At 58.2% G+C, this 15,699-nt stretch carries 13 protein-coding genes; 4 read left to right on the top strand and 9 right to left on the bottom strand.

Annotation, left to right across the window (positions count from 1 at the left end):
• Window positions 1–3: 3 nt before the first annotated feature.
• From D9N14_RS15325 to D9N14_RS15315, 3 genes are read right to left on the bottom strand one after another with little or no spacing between them, the layout of a single operon-like run.
• Complete coding sequence (locus tag D9N14_RS15325; RefSeq protein WP_290581246.1) at window positions 4–1,173, bottom strand: HprK-related kinase B; 1,170 nt, start codon at window positions 1,171–1,173, stop codon at window positions 4–6.
• The gene (locus D9N14_RS15320; RefSeq protein WP_290581244.1) at window positions 1,163–2,062 is read right to left on the bottom strand and encodes a GAK system ATP-grasp enzyme; all 900 of its coding nucleotides are present in this window, start codon (window positions 2,060–2,062) and stop codon (window positions 1,163–1,165) included. The genes D9N14_RS15325 and D9N14_RS15320 overlap by 11 nt, the downstream gene beginning before the upstream one ends.
• Window positions 2,055–3,710 carry a PhoU domain-containing protein gene (locus D9N14_RS15315; RefSeq protein WP_290581242.1) on the bottom strand — a complete coding sequence of 552 codons (1,656 nt, stop codon included), beginning with the start codon at window positions 3,708–3,710 and terminating at the stop codon, window positions 2,055–2,057. The genes D9N14_RS15320 and D9N14_RS15315 overlap by 8 nt, the downstream gene beginning before the upstream one ends.
• 202 nt (window positions 3,711–3,912) lie before the next feature.
• On the opposite strand from D9N14_RS15315, the gene D9N14_RS15310 reads away from it, so the two are divergent.
• A complete protein-coding gene (locus D9N14_RS15310; protein ID WP_290581240.1) occupies window positions 3,913–5,106 on the top strand; it encodes a GAK system CofD-like protein in 1,194 nt (397 codons plus the stop codon).
• A gap of 37 nt (window positions 5,107–5,143) precedes the next feature.
• On the opposite strand, the gene phoU is transcribed toward D9N14_RS15310, so the two are convergent.
• From phoU to D9N14_RS15285, 5 genes are all read right to left on the bottom strand, one after another.
• Window positions 5,144–5,875, bottom strand: coding sequence for a phosphate signaling complex protein PhoU (phoU, locus tag D9N14_RS15305; RefSeq protein WP_290581238.1), 732 nt, complete (start codon window positions 5,873–5,875; stop codon window positions 5,144–5,146).
• A 22-nt stretch (window positions 5,876–5,897) separates the two neighbouring features.
• Window positions 5,898–6,683 (bottom strand): phosphate ABC transporter ATP-binding protein PstB, encoded by a 786-nt coding sequence (gene pstB / locus D9N14_RS15300; RefSeq protein ID WP_290581437.1) that lies wholly within the window; start codon window positions 6,681–6,683, stop codon window positions 5,898–5,900.
• Between the two features lie 91 nt (window positions 6,684–6,774).
• Window positions 6,775–8,436, bottom strand: a complete 1,662-nt coding sequence (gene pstA, locus D9N14_RS15295; RefSeq protein ID WP_290581236.1) for a phosphate ABC transporter permease PstA — start codon at window positions 8,434–8,436, stop codon at window positions 6,775–6,777.
• Window positions 8,437–8,450: 14 nt separating this feature from the next.
• Entirely contained in the window at window positions 8,451–10,718 is a 2,268-nt protein-coding gene (locus D9N14_RS15290) for an ABC transporter permease subunit (protein ID WP_290581234.1), read from the bottom strand.
• 109 nt (window positions 10,719–10,827) lie between these two features.
• Entirely contained in the window at window positions 10,828–11,826 is a 999-nt protein-coding gene (locus D9N14_RS15285) for a PstS family phosphate ABC transporter substrate-binding protein (protein WP_290581232.1), read from the bottom strand.
• Between the two features lie 218 nt (window positions 11,827–12,044).
• Here D9N14_RS15285 and D9N14_RS15280 point away from each other — a divergent pair, with 218 nt between their 5' ends.
• From D9N14_RS15280 to D9N14_RS15270, 3 genes are read left to right on the top strand one after another with little or no spacing between them, the layout of a single operon-like run.
• The gene (locus D9N14_RS15280; RefSeq protein ID WP_290581230.1) at window positions 12,045–12,605 is read left to right on the top strand and encodes a TRAP transporter small permease subunit; all 561 of its coding nucleotides are present in this window, start codon (window positions 12,045–12,047) and stop codon (window positions 12,603–12,605) included.
• Window positions 12,602–13,972 carry a TRAP transporter large permease subunit gene (locus tag D9N14_RS15275; protein WP_290581228.1) on the top strand — a complete coding sequence of 457 codons (1,371 nt, stop codon included), beginning with the start codon at window positions 12,602–12,604 and terminating at the stop codon, window positions 13,970–13,972. The genes D9N14_RS15280 and D9N14_RS15275 overlap by 4 nt, the downstream gene beginning before the upstream one ends.
• 42 nt (window positions 13,973–14,014) lie before the next feature.
• Window positions 14,015–14,425, top strand: coding sequence for an acyl-CoA thioesterase (locus D9N14_RS15270; protein WP_290581435.1), 411 nt, complete (start codon window positions 14,015–14,017; stop codon window positions 14,423–14,425).
• A gap of 88 nt (window positions 14,426–14,513) precedes the next feature.
• Here D9N14_RS15270 and D9N14_RS15265 read toward each other — a convergent pair whose 3' ends face one another.
• Entirely contained in the window at window positions 14,514–15,617 is a 1,104-nt protein-coding gene (locus tag D9N14_RS15265) for a TRAP transporter substrate-binding protein (protein WP_290581224.1), read from the bottom strand.
• Between the last annotated feature and the right edge of the window lie 82 nt (window positions 15,618–15,699).

Here is a 15,699-nt window from a genome sequence, read left to right as displayed (position 1 = left end):
GCCTTACTCCAACCGCTGCCGACACCAGTGGACCAGGGCATCGAAATCGACCCCGCCACTGACTTCGTACACCGCGGCTCCGGCCAGCACATCCACATAGCGCTGTGCATCCAGCGGAGTCTGGTCCGAGTGGAACTGCCCGTTCGACTGTTGGTAAAACGGGCCCGGCGCTTTCATCAGGGCCGGCAGCAGATCCCGGCGCTGATCCAGGTCCACCGCCTGGATAACGGTCTGCGTGCCATTGTGCTGCCAGTTCAGAAGCAGAAAGCAATCCAGCTCGGCAAGATGTTGGATGCGGTCGTCACCGTATAATGCCAGCACGTCCACATCGTATTTTTCTTCCAGCTCCCACAGCTCCGCCGCGGGCAGGGATTGCAATTGCTCGCGCCGCTGTGGTGACAGGATGGACTGCAGTACCGGATTGTTCACAATGGTGCCGGGGTTGATGCGGGGCAACTTGGGCACACCGGCCACTTTGACGCCGTGTTCCTGTTGTCCGGGTTCCTGTTGTCCGTGCTGCTGCCCAGTCGGGCTGTCTGGCTCTCGCAGAATAAACAAACGGTCGTTGGTGAGAAAACGGGTGCCCGCCAGATCCAGCAGGCGCAACATGGAGGTGGACTTGCCGCCACCGGAGAACGCCGCGATGGCGATGGATCGGCCCTGATATTCCACCGCCGCGGCATGGCAGATCAGCCAACCCCGTTGTTGTAACCAGGTCATGAACTGGGCATTGATAAAATTGATCACCTGGTTGTCGTTGGCCAGGCAATCCCCCGCGGCCAGGGGTGACTGCGCGCACTGTAAAAACACCATGCCGGTACGCACCTTGTGCACCAGCCGCCCACCGGGAACGTCGTAATAAGCATCCTTGCGCCCGGATTTACCGGTCTCCCGCCGCCAGTCTGTGAAACTCACATTGAGTTCAGGCGCCGGGCGCTGAATGGCGGTCAGCATGAGTGTGGATTCCGCCATGAGCGTTGATTGGACAGAGGACGTGCTGACCACCAAATGGCGAAAGTAGTGCTGCAAGCGCGCCAGCAACTCAGCGGAATTGGATTGCACGCACAGGCGGCAGGCGCCCATCTGCAGGTTGAGGCGCTGCTCCAGCAGCGGATACCCCGCGCTGAGGGTGGCCGCCCAGTCCACCGTGTCGTACTCTGATTCAGTTTTCATCGTTCACCAGCTGTTTGATCACATACTCTGCATAGAGGGTGGCGGCTTCCACCCCGGCCCCCTCCAGCGCACCGCGAAAACCACCGAACGCAGACACCTCAAACACGATGGGGCCAGTGTCGGTTTCTGCCAGGTCCACCGTGGTGAAGTCCAGACCAAAGGGCGCCTGGGCCCGCCGCGCCAACTCCACCCACGCCGCCGGGGGAGTAAAGGCTGCGTAGCGCCCGCCGCTGTGGATGGTGGTGTTCCAGGTGTCACTTTGCGAGACCCGGGCATAGGTCCCCAGGTATTGCCCCCCCAGAAACACCATACCCAGATCACGCCCCGGCAAGTTCAGTTTGCGTTGCAGATACAACATGGGGTTCTGTTGCTGGAATTCTACCACCCGCCGTCGCACTTCCGCCTCGCCGGCGTTCGCCTCGATCACACACATGCCCCTGGCTTTGGTGGAATACAGCGGCTTGAACACCGCCGCGCCGTATTCCATGACCGCCTGCACGGCGGCTGCCACACTTTCCGTCACCAGAGTGTCCGGCATGGGAATACCGGCATTGCGCAGGGTCACCGTGCAACTCAGGCGATCAATCAGGCGCAACATGTTCAGGGCCGGGCTGAATACCCGCACGCCCTGTTGTTCCGCCACCCGCAGCAATTCCAGTCGGTCCAGGGTGCCGGGGTTGTATTCGGCGCTGATTTTTTTCACCACCAGGGCATCCAGTTCACACAGGTTATGACCCTGGTACCACAGCTCGGAGGTGGCCAGATCCAGCGCCACCTCCTCCATATCAATCACCAGCCGAAATCCGGTGTGCACCGCCAGCGCATCGGCCAGCACCTCAGTGGACCACTTGCCGGGAATGCCCACCACCCCGATTTTACGTTCAGTCACGGAATATCTCCTCAATGGGAAGCTTGGGCGCACGGTGCACAACCCCGGCTGCGCGATTCACGCCGGCCTCACACTCCAGCACCCATTCAATCAGGTAGGTGGCCCGCAGGAACATATTCTGGGCCAGCGCCTTGTCCAGGATAAAGCGGGTGGAGGTCACAAACGAGCGGGCCAGCCCCAGGGCCAGACGCAGTTCAAAGGAATCATCACCGGCTTTCCGTGCAAACCGCCGGGCAGCGCGGTAAAACTCGATGGCCAGGTTCAGAATGCGTCGACGCAAGGGCTGATCCAGAATCTGCAGGCGGTAATTGGAGACCATGAACACCGACACATCCTGCACATAATCCTGGTAACGAGAACGGTGCAAATCGATAAAATTGATGCGCTGATCCAAAGGGTCATAGATGATGTTGTCCACATTAAAATCCCCGTGGATGTACACCGAAAACGGTGGTTGCAGATGTTTCTCCAGGGCGGCCGCCTGCTGCACCAGGCCATCGAAGCCTGGCTTGCTGCAACCGCACAGGTTGACCCTGCCACGTTGAAACTCCGGATGAATTTTATAAACCTCGCCAATACGACGTTCCAATTGCCCCATAAAATCAGCGGTAACCGCTTCCTGATTACGCGTGCCCTTCCAGACTGAACGCAGGGTTTTCATCAGCTGCTTGAGCGCCTCATCCACCATGGTCTGGGGTTCATTCAGCAGCACCTGCTCGAAGGTGTAACCCGGCAGATGTTCAATCAGCAATGCCGCCGACTGACCCCGTTTTTTGTAGGAAAGAATTTTGGGCGCCAGGCCGGGGTACACATGGTGCCAGCTTTGTACACCTTCCCGCTCTTCTTTTACTTTGCGCTTGATGCCGTCCTTGTAAATGGCCAGATAATCCTGGCCCGCTTTGCTGCGCACCCCGGAAATGGCACTGCCGGAGCGGGTTTCCGCCAGGGGCTCGATGGAGATGTTTTCATCCTGGGATTCAAACGTCTGCACCAATGACTGCAGCGAGAAATAACGCTCGAAATTCACCGGCTGGCCCAGGTTGGCGGAGATGATGGATTCACTGATATGGCGCAGCGCATCCCCCATCTGCTGCACACTGTGGGCAACGAACAGTATCTGCGCCAGATCCTCGGTTTGATGCTGGCTTTTAAGCGCGCCGATATAGTGTCGGTAGAGGCGGGCGTACTCTTTTTCCACCCGGTTTTCCAGTTTGCCGATGTCCAGCGCCAACTGGGTATCCCGGGCCTCGATGGCGGCATAAACCTGATTGACCCCGTGGGCGATGCGCTCCAGCGCTGGCTGAAAGCGCTGCGGTTCCAACAGTTCCGGCTGCCGCACAAAGCTCATCTGTTTGACGCATTCCCGGGCCAGCTCGGTGATGCGCTCCAGGTCCGTTGCAATGAATTCGGCACAGCGCAACTGCAGACGCTGCAATTCATTCTGTTTGCGGCTGGTCAACGTGTTGATACAACTGGTGTGAATGCGGGTTTTCAGATTGAACGAATAGCCGCTGCGATCGACGATGCGGCGGGCGTTGACCGAGGTGGGAGCCGCCAGATATTCCTGCAACGCGGTGAGCTGTGACTCCACCTCCACGCACAGAAACCTGAGATTTTCGCCCACACTTTTCGGGAGTGCCAAGGTCATGAACAGGTTCCAGGTCGTTAAACGGATCTGGCGCTGACCGCCTCCGGACGGACACGGACAACACGCACTGCATTTCTTATTCGCGGAATCAGGGTTAACATAACCACGATGCCTGCGACATTACGGTTCCGATTGTGACACAGTGCCGCGGGAAAGTCCGTATCGTGGCCACCAGAACCTGTTTACTTGGGAACCTCGCGTTTTGACTAAAATCCGGATCACCCGCACTGTTGATATTCCTGATCCCCTGCGGATCAGCCGCTACCGGAAGAACCCTGAGCTGGGGCCCAAGGTATTGTTTTTCAGCGGTGGCTCAGCCATCAACAGCCTGTGTCGCACACTCAAGGATTACACCCACAACTCCATTCATCTGGTTACGCCGTTCGACTCCGGCGGCAGCTCAGCGGAGTTGCGGCGCGCCTTCGCCATGCCCGCCATCGGCGATCTGCGCAACCGGTTGCTGGCCCTGGCCGATGAATCCCTTCTCGGCCACCCGGACGTATACCAGCTGTTTAATTTTCGCCTGCCCACCGACAAACCCCAGAAGCAATTGTGGGAGCTGCTGCAGGACATTGCCAGCGGCCGGGCTGACCTGATCGCCAACATTCCCAACCCCATGCGTCAGCTGATTCGCAACCAATTGGGGTTCTGCATCGAAGCCCTGCCGGCGCAATTCAATCTGCGCGGCGCCAGCATCGGCAACCTGATTCTGGCAGGCGGTTACCTCAACAACCACCAGCATCTGGACCCGATCATTTTCCTGTTCAGCAAGCTGGTCAACGTATTGGGCACGGTGCGCGCCATCGTCAATCGGGACCTGCATCTGGGGGCGCATCTGGAAGACGGCAGCTGCCTCATCGGCCAACATCTTTTATCGGGCAAGGAAGTGGCCCCCATCACCTCGCCCATCCAGGATATTTTTCTGAATGCACATCCCAGTGAGTATCAACCAGGCCAGGCCCAGCTGCGTAAAAAAAATCGCAAACTGATCCAGAATGCGGATCTGATCTGTTATCCACCTGGCAGCTTCTACAGCAGCCTGATGGCCAATCTGTTGCCGGAAGGGGTCGGCACGGCGATCGCTAACAACGATTGCCCCAAAATCTACATCCCCAACCTGGGCCATGATCCCGAGCAGGTGGGCATGAGCTTTGAGCAGGTTATACTGCGGTTACTGGAACAACTGAAAGCGGACAGTCCTGCCGTGAAGAGCAATGGGCATTTCCTGAATTTTGTGCTGATCGACAGTAACCGCGGCGAGTATCCCTGGCACATACCGGTTGAGCTTCTCACCAGCCTGGGCATCACTCTGGTGGATACCCACCTGGTGAGTGACCGCAGCGCGCCGTATTACGATGAGCAGTTACTGGTGTCCGCCCTACTGTCGTTTACCTGAACGGAACAGCGGGCGGAGCTGATTCTGACGGGGCGCGTTAAACCCCTTCGCCGTCGTTCACCAGGTCATTGTCATCCAGGGTGGACAACGGCAGGTGGCGAATATCCTTACCCTTCACCAGATAAATCACCTGCTCGGCAATGTTGCGGGCGTGGTCGCCGATGCGCTCCAGGGCCCGCAGGCTCCACATTACGTTCAGCGCCCGTTTGATGTAGCGGGGGTCTTCCATCATGAAGGTCACCAGCAGGCGCATGGCGGACTCATATTCAACATCGACGGATTTATCCTCCCGCACCACGTCCACCGCCTGCTCCACGTCGAAGCGGGCAAAGGCATCCAGCGACTGCCGCAACATGGCATTCACATGGTTGCCGATGTGGCGGATCTCGATGTATCCGCGGGGAATGGCGCCGTCCTCTGACAGGCGAATGGCCATCTTGGCGATTTTGTTGGCTTCGTCGCCGATGCGCTCCAGGTCGGTGTTGGCTTTGGTGGCCGCCACCAGCAAACGCAGATCGCTGGCCGCCGGCTGGCGCAGGGCGATGATGCGGGTGCACTCTTCATCAATGCGCCGCTCCATGCCGTTGACCTGCTTTTCGTTGCTGATCACTTCGCTGGCCAGTCCGCTGTCGCCTTCCACCAGCGCCTGTACCGCATCCACCACCTGTTTTTCGACCATGCCGCCCATCGCAAGAATGTGGCTTCTTACCTCTTCCAGGTCAGCATTGAACTGTTTGGAAATATGATGGGTAAATTCTTCGCTGCTCATCCACGTTCTTCCTCTGCGTGCATCAGCCGTAACGGCCGGTGATGTAGTCTTCAGTCTGTTTCTGTTCCGGATTGGTGAACAGGGTATCCGTATCCTTGTACTCGATCAGGTCACCCAGGTACATAAAGGCAGTATAGTCGGAAACCCGCGCCGCCTGCTGCATGTTGTGGGTAACAATGACGATGGTGTAACGATCTTTCAGCTCATTGATCAGCTCTTCCACCTTGAGGGTGGAGATCGGGTCCAGCGCGGAGCAGGGTTCATCCAGCAGCAACACTTCCGGCTCCACCGCGATGGTACGGGCGATCACCAGACGCTGCTGCTGACCACCGGACATGCCCAGAGCGTTGTCCTGCAGCCGGTCCTTCACCTCATCCCACAGGGCCGCGCCTTTCAGGGCCCATTCCACCCGCTCATCCAGAATCCGCTTCTTGTTGATGCCCTGGATACGCAGGCCATAGGCCACGTTTTCATAGATGGTTTTGGGGAACGGATTGGGCTTCTGGAACACCATGCCCACCCGTCGCCGCAGATCGGTGACGTCCACGGTACGATGAAAAATGTCATTGCCGTCAAACAGGATTTCGCCTTCGGTACGGCAGATGTCCACCAGATCGTTCATGCGATTGAAGCAGCGCAGAAGGGTGGATTTACCACAACCGCTGGGGCCGATGAATGCCGTCACGCGCTTTTTCGGGATCTTCATATTAATATCATGAAGCGCACGCTTGTCACCGTAGTAGAGGCGGAAATTTTTCACTTCCAGACAGACTTCTTCTTCCTCAAGCTTGTGAGGAACAAAATCCATATCCACCACTTTCTGTCCGACTTTGGGCCGGGGTCTTTCCGCTGCAGTCATGGTTGCACCTTTTCTAACATCTGAATTCGTTTCACTCATATCAATTCTCCAGTGACCGGTACTTCTCACGCAACCGGTTGCGGATCATGATGGCCGTCAGGTTCAGTATTACGATCACCAGCACCAGCAGGGCCGCGGTGGCGTAGACGAGCGGTCGCGCCGCCTCGACGTTGGGGCTCTGGAATCCCACATCATAGATGTGGAACCCGAGGTGCATGAATTTGCGTTCCAAGTGCAGGTAGGGGAAGTTGCCATCCAGAGGCAGCGACGGCGCCAGTTTCACCACCCCCACCAACATCAGGGGCGCCACTTCACCGGCCGCCCGGGCGATGGCCAGAATCAGGCCGGTCATCATGGCCGGGCTGGACATGGGCAGGATCACCTTGGTGATGGTTTCAAACTTGGTGGCCCCCAGGGCCAGAGAACCCTCGCGCAGGGATTTGGGAATGCGGGTCAAACCTTCTTCCGTGGCCACGATCACCACCGGCAGGGTCAACAGCGCCAGGGTAATGGACGCCCACATCAGGCCCGGCGTACCGAACACCGGCGAAGGCGCCGCCTCGGGATAAAACAGCGCATCCAGGCTGCCCCCCAGAAAATACACAAAGAAGCCCAGGCCAAACACGCCATACACAATGGAAGGCACCCCGGCCAGGTTGTTCACCGCCACCCGGATGGTACGGGTAAGGGGGCCCTGCTTGGCGTATTCCCGCAGGTAGACCGCGGCAATCACGCCAAACGGCGTCACGATCACCGACATCAGAATCACCATCAACACGGTACCGAAAATCGCCGGGAACACACCACCTTCGGTGTTGGCCTCCCGCGGATCATCCGACAGGAACAGCCACAGTTGATGGAAATAATCGCCGATCTTTTCGAACAGGGACATTTTATTGGGCTGCTTGTACTGCACCACGAGTTTTAGTGGGATTTCCTTTTCCACGCCGCTCATGGTGGTGGCCACCAGGCTGTCACGGCTGATCTCCACATTCAGCTGATCCAGATCCGCTTTCAAGGTCTGGTATTCGGCGTCCAGGGCGGCGCGTTCGGCGTCCAGCTCCATCCTGACGGCATCCGTAAGTTCACCTTCCAATTCCAGGCGCCGCTCCTTCAGGCGTAAGCGTTCCACCTGGTAGTTGATGGCTCCGATATCTTTGTTCTCAATATCGTGAATGGCATCCGACAGATCCAATGCCCGCTCCAGTCGGGCATCCAGCGCCGGCAACGCCTCAGCACCGGTCGCAACCACCTGGCCGTTCTCCTTCATGGCGGTGAGGTAGCCATAAAAATTACCCCACTCACGCCGCTCCACCACCATCAACTCTTCCGGAGTGGACACATTGGTGAGCTTGTCCGCCACCAACCAGCGGAAGTCGAGGCCGGTGACATCCCGGTTACCGGTCTTGATCAGCATGCGCTGCACGACTTTCACGTCTTCCGGAATGGCCACCCCAGTGCCCCGCACCCGGGAGGCCGCCACCCATTCTTCATCCGCCACCTCACCGATCAGGGTGTAGGTGGAACCGTCCGCTTCATGGTAGGTGCCTTCGATGATGGTATGGGGCCAGAAATGGGATAAGCCCCGGAACGCCACCAACAGCAGCAGACCCACCACCATGACCACGCTGATGGCCACGGCGCCGCCATTCAGCCAGACCCAGGGATCCCCTTTTCGGAACCAAAGTTTGATCGAGTTCATCGTGTTTCCCCCAACTACAGCGAGCCGTATTTTTCACGCAGACGTTGACGCACAACCTCTGCGGTGGTGTTGACCATAAAGGTGAAGATAAACAACACCAGACCCGACAGGAACAGAATGCGGAAGTGGGTGCTGTCCACCTCTGCCTCCGGCATTTCCACCGCGATATTGGCGGATAGAGTGCGCAGACCTTCGAAAATATTCATGTCCATGATCGGCGTGTTACCGGTGGCCATCAGCACAATCATGGTTTCACCCACAGCCCGGCCCAGGCCGATCATCAGGGCTGAGAAGATACCCGGACTGGCGGTGGGCATCACTACCCGCACCAGGGTTTGCCAGGGCGTGGCGCCCAGCGCCAGGGAACCCTGGGTGAGCCCTTTGGGCACCGCAAAGATCGCGTCTTCCGTGATGGAAAAAATGGTGGGGATCACCGCAAAGCCCATGGCCAGTCCCACCACCAGGGAGTTGCGCTGGTCAAAATCGATACCCAGGTCATGGGATACCCAATCCCGCATGCTGCCGTTGAAGAACGCCATTTCGATGGGATCGCTGAGCCACATGGAGAGGGCGCCGGCCAGCACCACCACCGGAATCAGAATCACCGGCACATAACCGTCGGGAACACGGGTACTGATTTCACGGGGCAAACGGGACCAGAGAAACGCCGCCGTGATAATAAAGATCGGCGTCAGCACCAGGATACTGGTTACCCCCGCCAGGTGCGCCTCCACCAGGGGGGCAAGCCACAACCCCGCCAGAAAGCCCAGGATTACCGTGGGCATGGCTTCCATCAGCTCGATGGTGGGCTTGACCTTGGTGCGCAGTGACGGTGCCATGAAATAGGCGGTATAGATCGCGCCGCAAATGGCCAGGGGCACCGCCACCAGCATGGCATAGAAGGCAGCTTTCATGGTGCCGAAGGTGAGCGGCATCAGGCTGAACTTGGGTTCAAAATCGTTGCTGGCGGACGAGCTCTGCCAGGTGAACGTGGGCTCCTCATAACGCTCGTACCACACCTTGTTCCACATGGAGTGCCAGGACACTTCCGGGTGCTCGTTATGGATATAGAAATTGCGTGGGGCTTCCTGCTGGGCTTTAAACAGCACCGAGTCACCACGGGGTGACATGGCAATCCAGCGGATCGGCTCAGCGGAAATTTTTTCGTCCTTCACCTCCCGCTCGGCGGTGGTGTTGAACAGGCCAACGTTGCCCGCAGCGTCACCGGCAATGAACCCTTTGCGACGGTGCTCGGTTTGCAGGGTAGTGATGGGAGTGCCTTCCTCCAGGGTCAGGGATCGCACCTTCACCAGGTGCGGCGCATTGGCTTCGTTATAGGTGACGAACCACTGACTGATGACCCCTTGGGTATCCGCCAGCAACAGGGAGAAGCCACCCAGCAGAAAATCGCTGACGGTGATGCGGGTATCCCCACTCACCACTTCGGCGATGTCCACCCGCATATCCGCCACCGGATTGCGCAGGTCCATCACTTCCACCCGCCGCTGGTTTTCCACCAGGAACAGCCAGCGCTGATCCAGGCTCAACAATACTTTATTCAATGTACCCGACGCCGAGGGCAGCTGCACCCGGTCGATTTCCTCCAGCTCCACTTCATCGGAGAGGAAACTTTCGGTTTTGGCAAAATCTTTCATGAACAGTTCGCCGGCGGCGTTGGCGGCAACGATCCGCACGCGATCACCGGACTCACGATAGGCCAGGTGGGCCACCGCCTCACCTTCCAGCACGCTGATGGGCTCCTCACCCAGCGGGTAGGTGATGCTGGGCACCACGGTTTTATCCTGGGTGGTGGCGCCGTATTCAATGTGGTAACTGGGTTTTTGAATCAGAACACTGCCGTCAGCAAAGCCCAGGGCAAAAGAACGGGTGCCCGGCGCATCCTTGGAAAACGCAGTGATCGGCTGATCCACCGGCAACTGCGGCTGTTCCACCAGCTCGCCGCTACGGGCGTTATAGAACACCGGGCCACGCACTTTATCCACCGCCAGTGCCACCTGGCCCTGCTCTTCCAACACGGTAAAGTAAGGGTCTTCCACCTGATAGTGGGTCAGGCTGCTGCGTTCCTCCATGGAGGCCGGCAAGAAGAGCGGCAACACTTCATAGAGCAGGTAAAAAAAGATCAGACAGATGGCGAAAATCACCCCCACGCCACCGGCGCTGATGGCCTTGGCTGCTACCTGGTCTTTCAACTTGCGATACCGTCGCATCTTGGTCAGACGCTCTGCGGACACCCCAAACAATGCTTCGCTGGTTGATTCCATGGACTCTAAACCCAATACTTTCTGATGACAAAACGGGGCCACAGTAAATTGCCTGTAGCCCCGTCCATGGTTTTCCTTCTTACTGCGTTGTTACTGCATCAGGAAGGAATTATTTTGCGGCGATTTCGGACTTGATGCCCAACTTGCCCAGAGTCTTGGCAACCAGGGAGGAAGGCAGCGGAATGTAGCCGTCCTTAACCACGATTTCCTGACCTTCTTTGGACATGATCAGTTTGACAAACTCACGCTCCAGAGGAGACAGTTCCTTGCCAGGCGCCTTGTTCACGTACACATACAGCGCACGGGACAGAGGATAGGAGCCGTCCAGGGCCGCTTCCGGGGACGCTTCTACATACTTGGTGCCTTTCTTGGCCAAAGGCAGAGCGCGTACGCTGGAAGTCTTGTAACCGATACCGGAGTAGCCCACGCCGTTCAGGGAAGTGGCAACAGACTGCACCACAGATGCAGAACCGGGCTGTTCGTTTACGCTGCTCTTGAAGTCACCTTTACACAGGGCTTCGTCTTTGAAGTAACCGTAGGTGCCGGATACGGAGTTACGGCCATACAGCTGAATGTCACGGTTGGCCCACTCACCGGTCAGACCCACCTGACCCCACTTGGTGATGTCATTGGCGCCACCACAGGTACGGGTGGAAGAGAAAATGGCATCAACCTGTTCGATGTCCAGGCCCTTGATCGGGTTGTCCTTGTTCACGAATACCGCCAGGGCGTCGATGGCAACCGGGATCGCGGTGGGCTTGTAACCGAATTTCTTCTCGAAGGCTTCGATTTCCTTGTCCTTCATCTTGCGGCTCATGGGGCCCAGGTTGGAAGTGCCTTCAGTCAGAGCCGGCGGCGCTGTGGAGGAACCGGCGGCCTGGATCTGCACGGCCACGTTGGGATACTGCTTTTTAAACTCTTCCGCCCAGAACGTCATCAGGTTAGCCAGAGTATCGGAACCAACGCTGGAGATGTTACCGGAAACGCCACCCACCTTGCTGTAGGCAGGCAGTTTAGGATCGACTTTGGCTTCAGCCTGAGCACCGGTTGCAATCAGGGCAGCACTGGCCGTCATTGCAACAGAAGCAACTAATTTCTTGAAATTCATGGATTTTCTCCGAGATTGTTGGCTTTGTATCGGGGTACTATCGCTGTCTTTGCCCCCATGACCTCGGAACTATAGGGGCAGCGTGTGACAATTATATTACAATTTCGTTTCGACCGGACGCGCCCATGGGATATTTATCCCGCAGGGATGCTTTGCCCAGGCGGGTCCCCTGCCGCTATAATGCGCCGCGACTGTTCCGGGGACATTAGCGCACCAAGATGACAACCATAATTTCCTACCTGGACCGGGTCAGTGAGGCCTTGGGGCGCCTGCTGGCCACTGCATCCATCGCCATTATGGCCATCACCTTCCTGGTGGTGGTGCTGCGCTATGGTTTCAACACCAGCGGCCTGACCATCGGCGGCGTCCGCCTCAGCGCCATCGCCCTGCAGGAAAGTGTCATGTACCTGCACGCCATCCTGTTCATGCTGGCCAGCGCCTATACCCTGAAGCACAACGCCCATGTGCGGGTGGACGTGTTCTATCGGCGTTTCAGCCCCCGTATCCGGGCCTGGGTGGACTTGCTGGGCACCTTACTGTTGCTGTTTCCCATGGCCGGCTTCATGCTCTGGTCCAGCCTGGATTTTGTGGCCTTCTCCTGGCAGATCCAGGAACGCTCCGGCGAGGCCGACGGCCTGCCCTATATCTACCTGCTGAAATCCCTGATCCCCCTGATGTGTGGCCTGTTGCTGGCCCAGGGCAGCATTGAAGCCCTGCGCAGTATCGCCATTCTCAGCGGCAAGCTGGCTCCCACCCCAGGGGAGTCCGAGTTGTTATGATTCCTTTATTAATGTTCCTGGTGGTGTGCCTGGCGCTGATGCTGGGTTACCCGGTGGCCTTTACCCTGGGTGGCGTAGCCCTGATATTTGCCGGACTCGGCGTGCTGCTGGGGGGCTTCGACCCCACCCTGTTACATGCCCTGCCCAACCGGCTTTACGGCATCATGGAAAACCAGACCCTGCTGGCGGTGCCGTTATTTGTATTGATGGGCGTGACACTGGAGAAATCGAAAGTAGCGGAAAACCTGCTCAACACCATGGGACGCCTGTTCGGCCGTTTCCCCGGTGGCCTGGGGCTGTCGGTGACCCTGGTGGGCATGCTGCTGGCCGCCAGCACCGGCATCGTCGGCGCCACCGTGGTCACCATGGGCCTGCTGGCCCTGCCCACCATGATCAAGCGGGGCTACGATCCGGCCCTGGCCACCGGCAGCATTGCCGCCACCGGTACGCTCGGGCAGATCATTCCACCCTCCATCGCCCTGGTGCTGCTGGGGGACGTGCTGTCCAACGCCTACCAACAGGCCCAGCTCAACATGGGCATTTTCAATGTGGATACCGTGTCGGTGGGGGACCTGTTCGTAGGCGCCCTGGTACCCGGATTGCTGATGGTATTGCTGTACATGGGCTACATTATCAGTCGGGCAGTGCTGAACCCCACCTGCGCACCGGCGGTGGAACCGGATGAATCCCAGCAGGGACCGCTGTTGCAGCAATGCATCAAAGGCCTGTTGCCGCCCCTGCTGTTGATCGTGGCAGTGCTGGGTTCCATCCTGGCGGGGCTGGCCACCCCCACCGAAGCCGCCGCAGTGGGTGCCGTCGGTGCCACCCTGCTGGCCCTGCTGCAGCGACAACTGACCTGGTCCAACCTGCAGGACATCATGACCTCCACCACCAAAGTCACCTGCATGGTGTTCGCCATTCTCATTGGCGCCACCCTGTTCTCGCTGGTGTTCCGTGGCTTCAATGGCGATGACCTGATTCACGAATTCATCAATAACATGCCCGGCGGTGTGTTCAGCGCCATGCTGCTGGTGATGGTGGTGATCTTTCTGCTGGGTTTCATTCTGGACTTCATCGAGATCACCTTTGTGGTGGTGCCCATTGTGGGGCCAGTGCTGCTGGCCATGGGCATTGATCCGGTCTGGTTCGGGGTGATGATCGCAGTCAACCTGCAGACCTCCTTCCTGACCCCGCCCTTTGGCTTTGCCCTGTTTTACCTGCGCGGCGTCACCCCGGACAGCATCCCCACCGGCACCATCTACCGCGGTGTGGCTCCCTTTATATTGATCCAGATTGTCACTTTGTCACTAATTGCAATTTGGCCTTCACTTGCCACATGGTTGCCAGATATAGTCTATAACTCTTAAAGACCGACCACTTTCCCCAATAACAGGAAGAACATGAACGATATCGTGGAAATCGACGAAGACAACGACGACGTACCCATGCCGGTGGGTGAATTGTCCCTGCAGACCATTGCCATGCCCGCCGACTCCAATGCGGACGGTGATATTTTCGGTGGCTGGCTGGTATCGCAGATGGACCTGGCCGGCGCCGTTTGCGCCAATCGCCTGGCCCGCGGCAGAGTGGCCACCGTCGCCATCGATTCCATGGTCTTTTTACGCCCGGTGGCAGTAGGCTCCGTGGTGAGCTGCTACACCACCGTTAAAGACATTGGCCGCAGCTCCATGACCATCGTGGTGGAAGTCTGGGCCCGGCACCACAGTGACGCCGAAGCGCGCAAAGTCACCGAAGGCCAGTTCACCTTCGTGGCCATCGACGAAAACCGCCGTACCCGCCCGGTGCCCCGCACCTCCTGAGGTCTGTTCGCCACCGCAATCAACAAGGCCGCACGAATGCGGCCTTGCGTTTTTATGGGGATGGCAACAACCTGTTTACAGCCCGCGGCTATTTCCCATCCCGGATTTTGAGAAACGCCTCTTCGGAGATGGCGGTGTAGGGCATTACATTGTCGCGGAAAGCTTTAAAGGAGGCGTACACCTTCTTCGCCATGGCATCCTCGGCAATGGTCTCCTGAATCACCTGCTCTGAGGCAACCCGCAACGCCTCCACCACATCGTCCGGCAGCTTGCGCAGTTGCACACCGTGTTTTTCCACCAGCTCTTTTAATGCGGTGTTATTGCGGGCGGTGTATTCATCCAGCATATCCTGGTTGATGGCGCGGGTGGCGTAGGTGACGATGGCCTGCAGATCCGGCGGCAGCTTGGCCCAGGCTTCCTTGTTGATGATGAACTCCAGCATGGCCCCGGGCTCATGCCAGCCGGGGTAGTAGTAATAGTCGGCGGCTTTGTACAAACCGAAGGTGAGATCATTGTAGGGGCCCACCCATTCGGTGGCGTCAATGGAGCCGGTCTGCAGGGCGGTGAACAGCTCTCCCCCGGGCAAAGTCACCGGTACCCCCCCCAGACGCTGGAATACCTCACCGGCCAGTCCGGGAATGCGCATTTTCAGCCCCTTGAGATCATCCACACTGTGGATCTCCTGTTTGAACCAGCCTGCCATCTGCACACCGGTGCTACCGCCGGCAAAGGGCACCAGATTAAACGGGGCGTACACTTCCCGCCACAATTCCAGGCCGCCGCCATAATGCAGCCAGCCATTCATCTCCTGTACGTTCAGGCCAAAGGGCACTGCGGTAAAAAACTGGGCTGCCGGGCTCTTGCCTTTCCAGTAATAGGCCGCACCATGACCCACTTCCACGGCACCGCGGGCCACCGCATCAAACACCCCCATGGCGGGCACCAACTCGCCGGCACCATGCACCTTCACCTTCAACCGCCCGCCGCTCATTTCATTGACCGCTTTGGCGAAGTTTTCCGGGGCCATGCCCAGGCCGGGATAATTGCGGGGCCAGGTGGTGACCATCTTCCATTCAAATGTTTGTTGGGGAACGGCTTGCGCCGCATCGGTGGATTCTGTGTCTTTCCCGCAAGCGGTGAGGGCGAGCAATCCTAGGGTCAGCCAGACCAGCTTCGTGAGCATCCGCGTCATCTGTAGGCTCCTGCAGATTTCTTGTTGGTGTTATCGATTGGTGTTATCGGATGGTATTCTAATTTGGTGTCGATTGTTGATC

Source organism: Ketobacter sp. (assembly GCF_003671495.1).
Lineage (GTDB): Bacteria > Pseudomonadota > Gammaproteobacteria > Pseudomonadales > Ketobacteraceae > Ketobacter.
This window is presented reverse-complemented; position numbering and strand designations above follow the sequence as displayed.

Bases quoted from the DNA above. Each gene is read 5' to 3' on its own strand.
- D9N14_RS15325 (WP_290581246.1), bottom strand. From the start codon at position 1,173: ATGAAAACTGAATCAGAGTACGACACGGTGGACTGGGCGGCCACCCTC.
- D9N14_RS15315 (WP_290581242.1), bottom strand. From the start codon at position 3,710: ATGACCTTGGCACTCCCGAAAAGTGTGGGCGAAAATCTCAGGTTTCTG.
- phoU (WP_290581238.1), bottom strand. From the start codon at position 5,875: ATGAGCAGCGAAGAATTTACCCATCATATTTCCAAACAGTTCAATGCT.
- pstB (WP_290581437.1), bottom strand. From the start codon at position 6,683: ATGGATTTTGTTCCTCACAAGCTTGAGGAAGAAGAAGTCTGTCTGGAA.
- pstA (WP_290581236.1), bottom strand. From the start codon at position 8,436: ATGAACTCGATCAAACTTTGGTTCCGAAAAGGGGATCCCTGGGTCTGG.
- D9N14_RS15290 (WP_290581234.1), bottom strand. From the start codon at position 10,718: ATGGAATCAACCAGCGAAGCATTGTTTGGGGTGTCCGCAGAGCGTCTG.
- D9N14_RS15285 (WP_290581232.1), bottom strand. From the start codon at position 11,826: ATGAATTTCAAGAAATTAGTTGCTTCTGTTGCAATGACGGCCAGTGCT.
- D9N14_RS15280 (WP_290581230.1), top strand. From the start codon at position 12,045: ATGACAACCATAATTTCCTACCTGGACCGGGTCAGTGAGGCCTTGGGG.
- D9N14_RS15275 (WP_290581228.1), top strand. From the start codon at position 12,602: ATGATTCCTTTATTAATGTTCCTGGTGGTGTGCCTGGCGCTGATGCTG.
- D9N14_RS15265 (WP_290581224.1), bottom strand. From the start codon at position 15,617: ATGACGCGGATGCTCACGAAGCTGGTCTGGCTGACCCTAGGATTGCTC.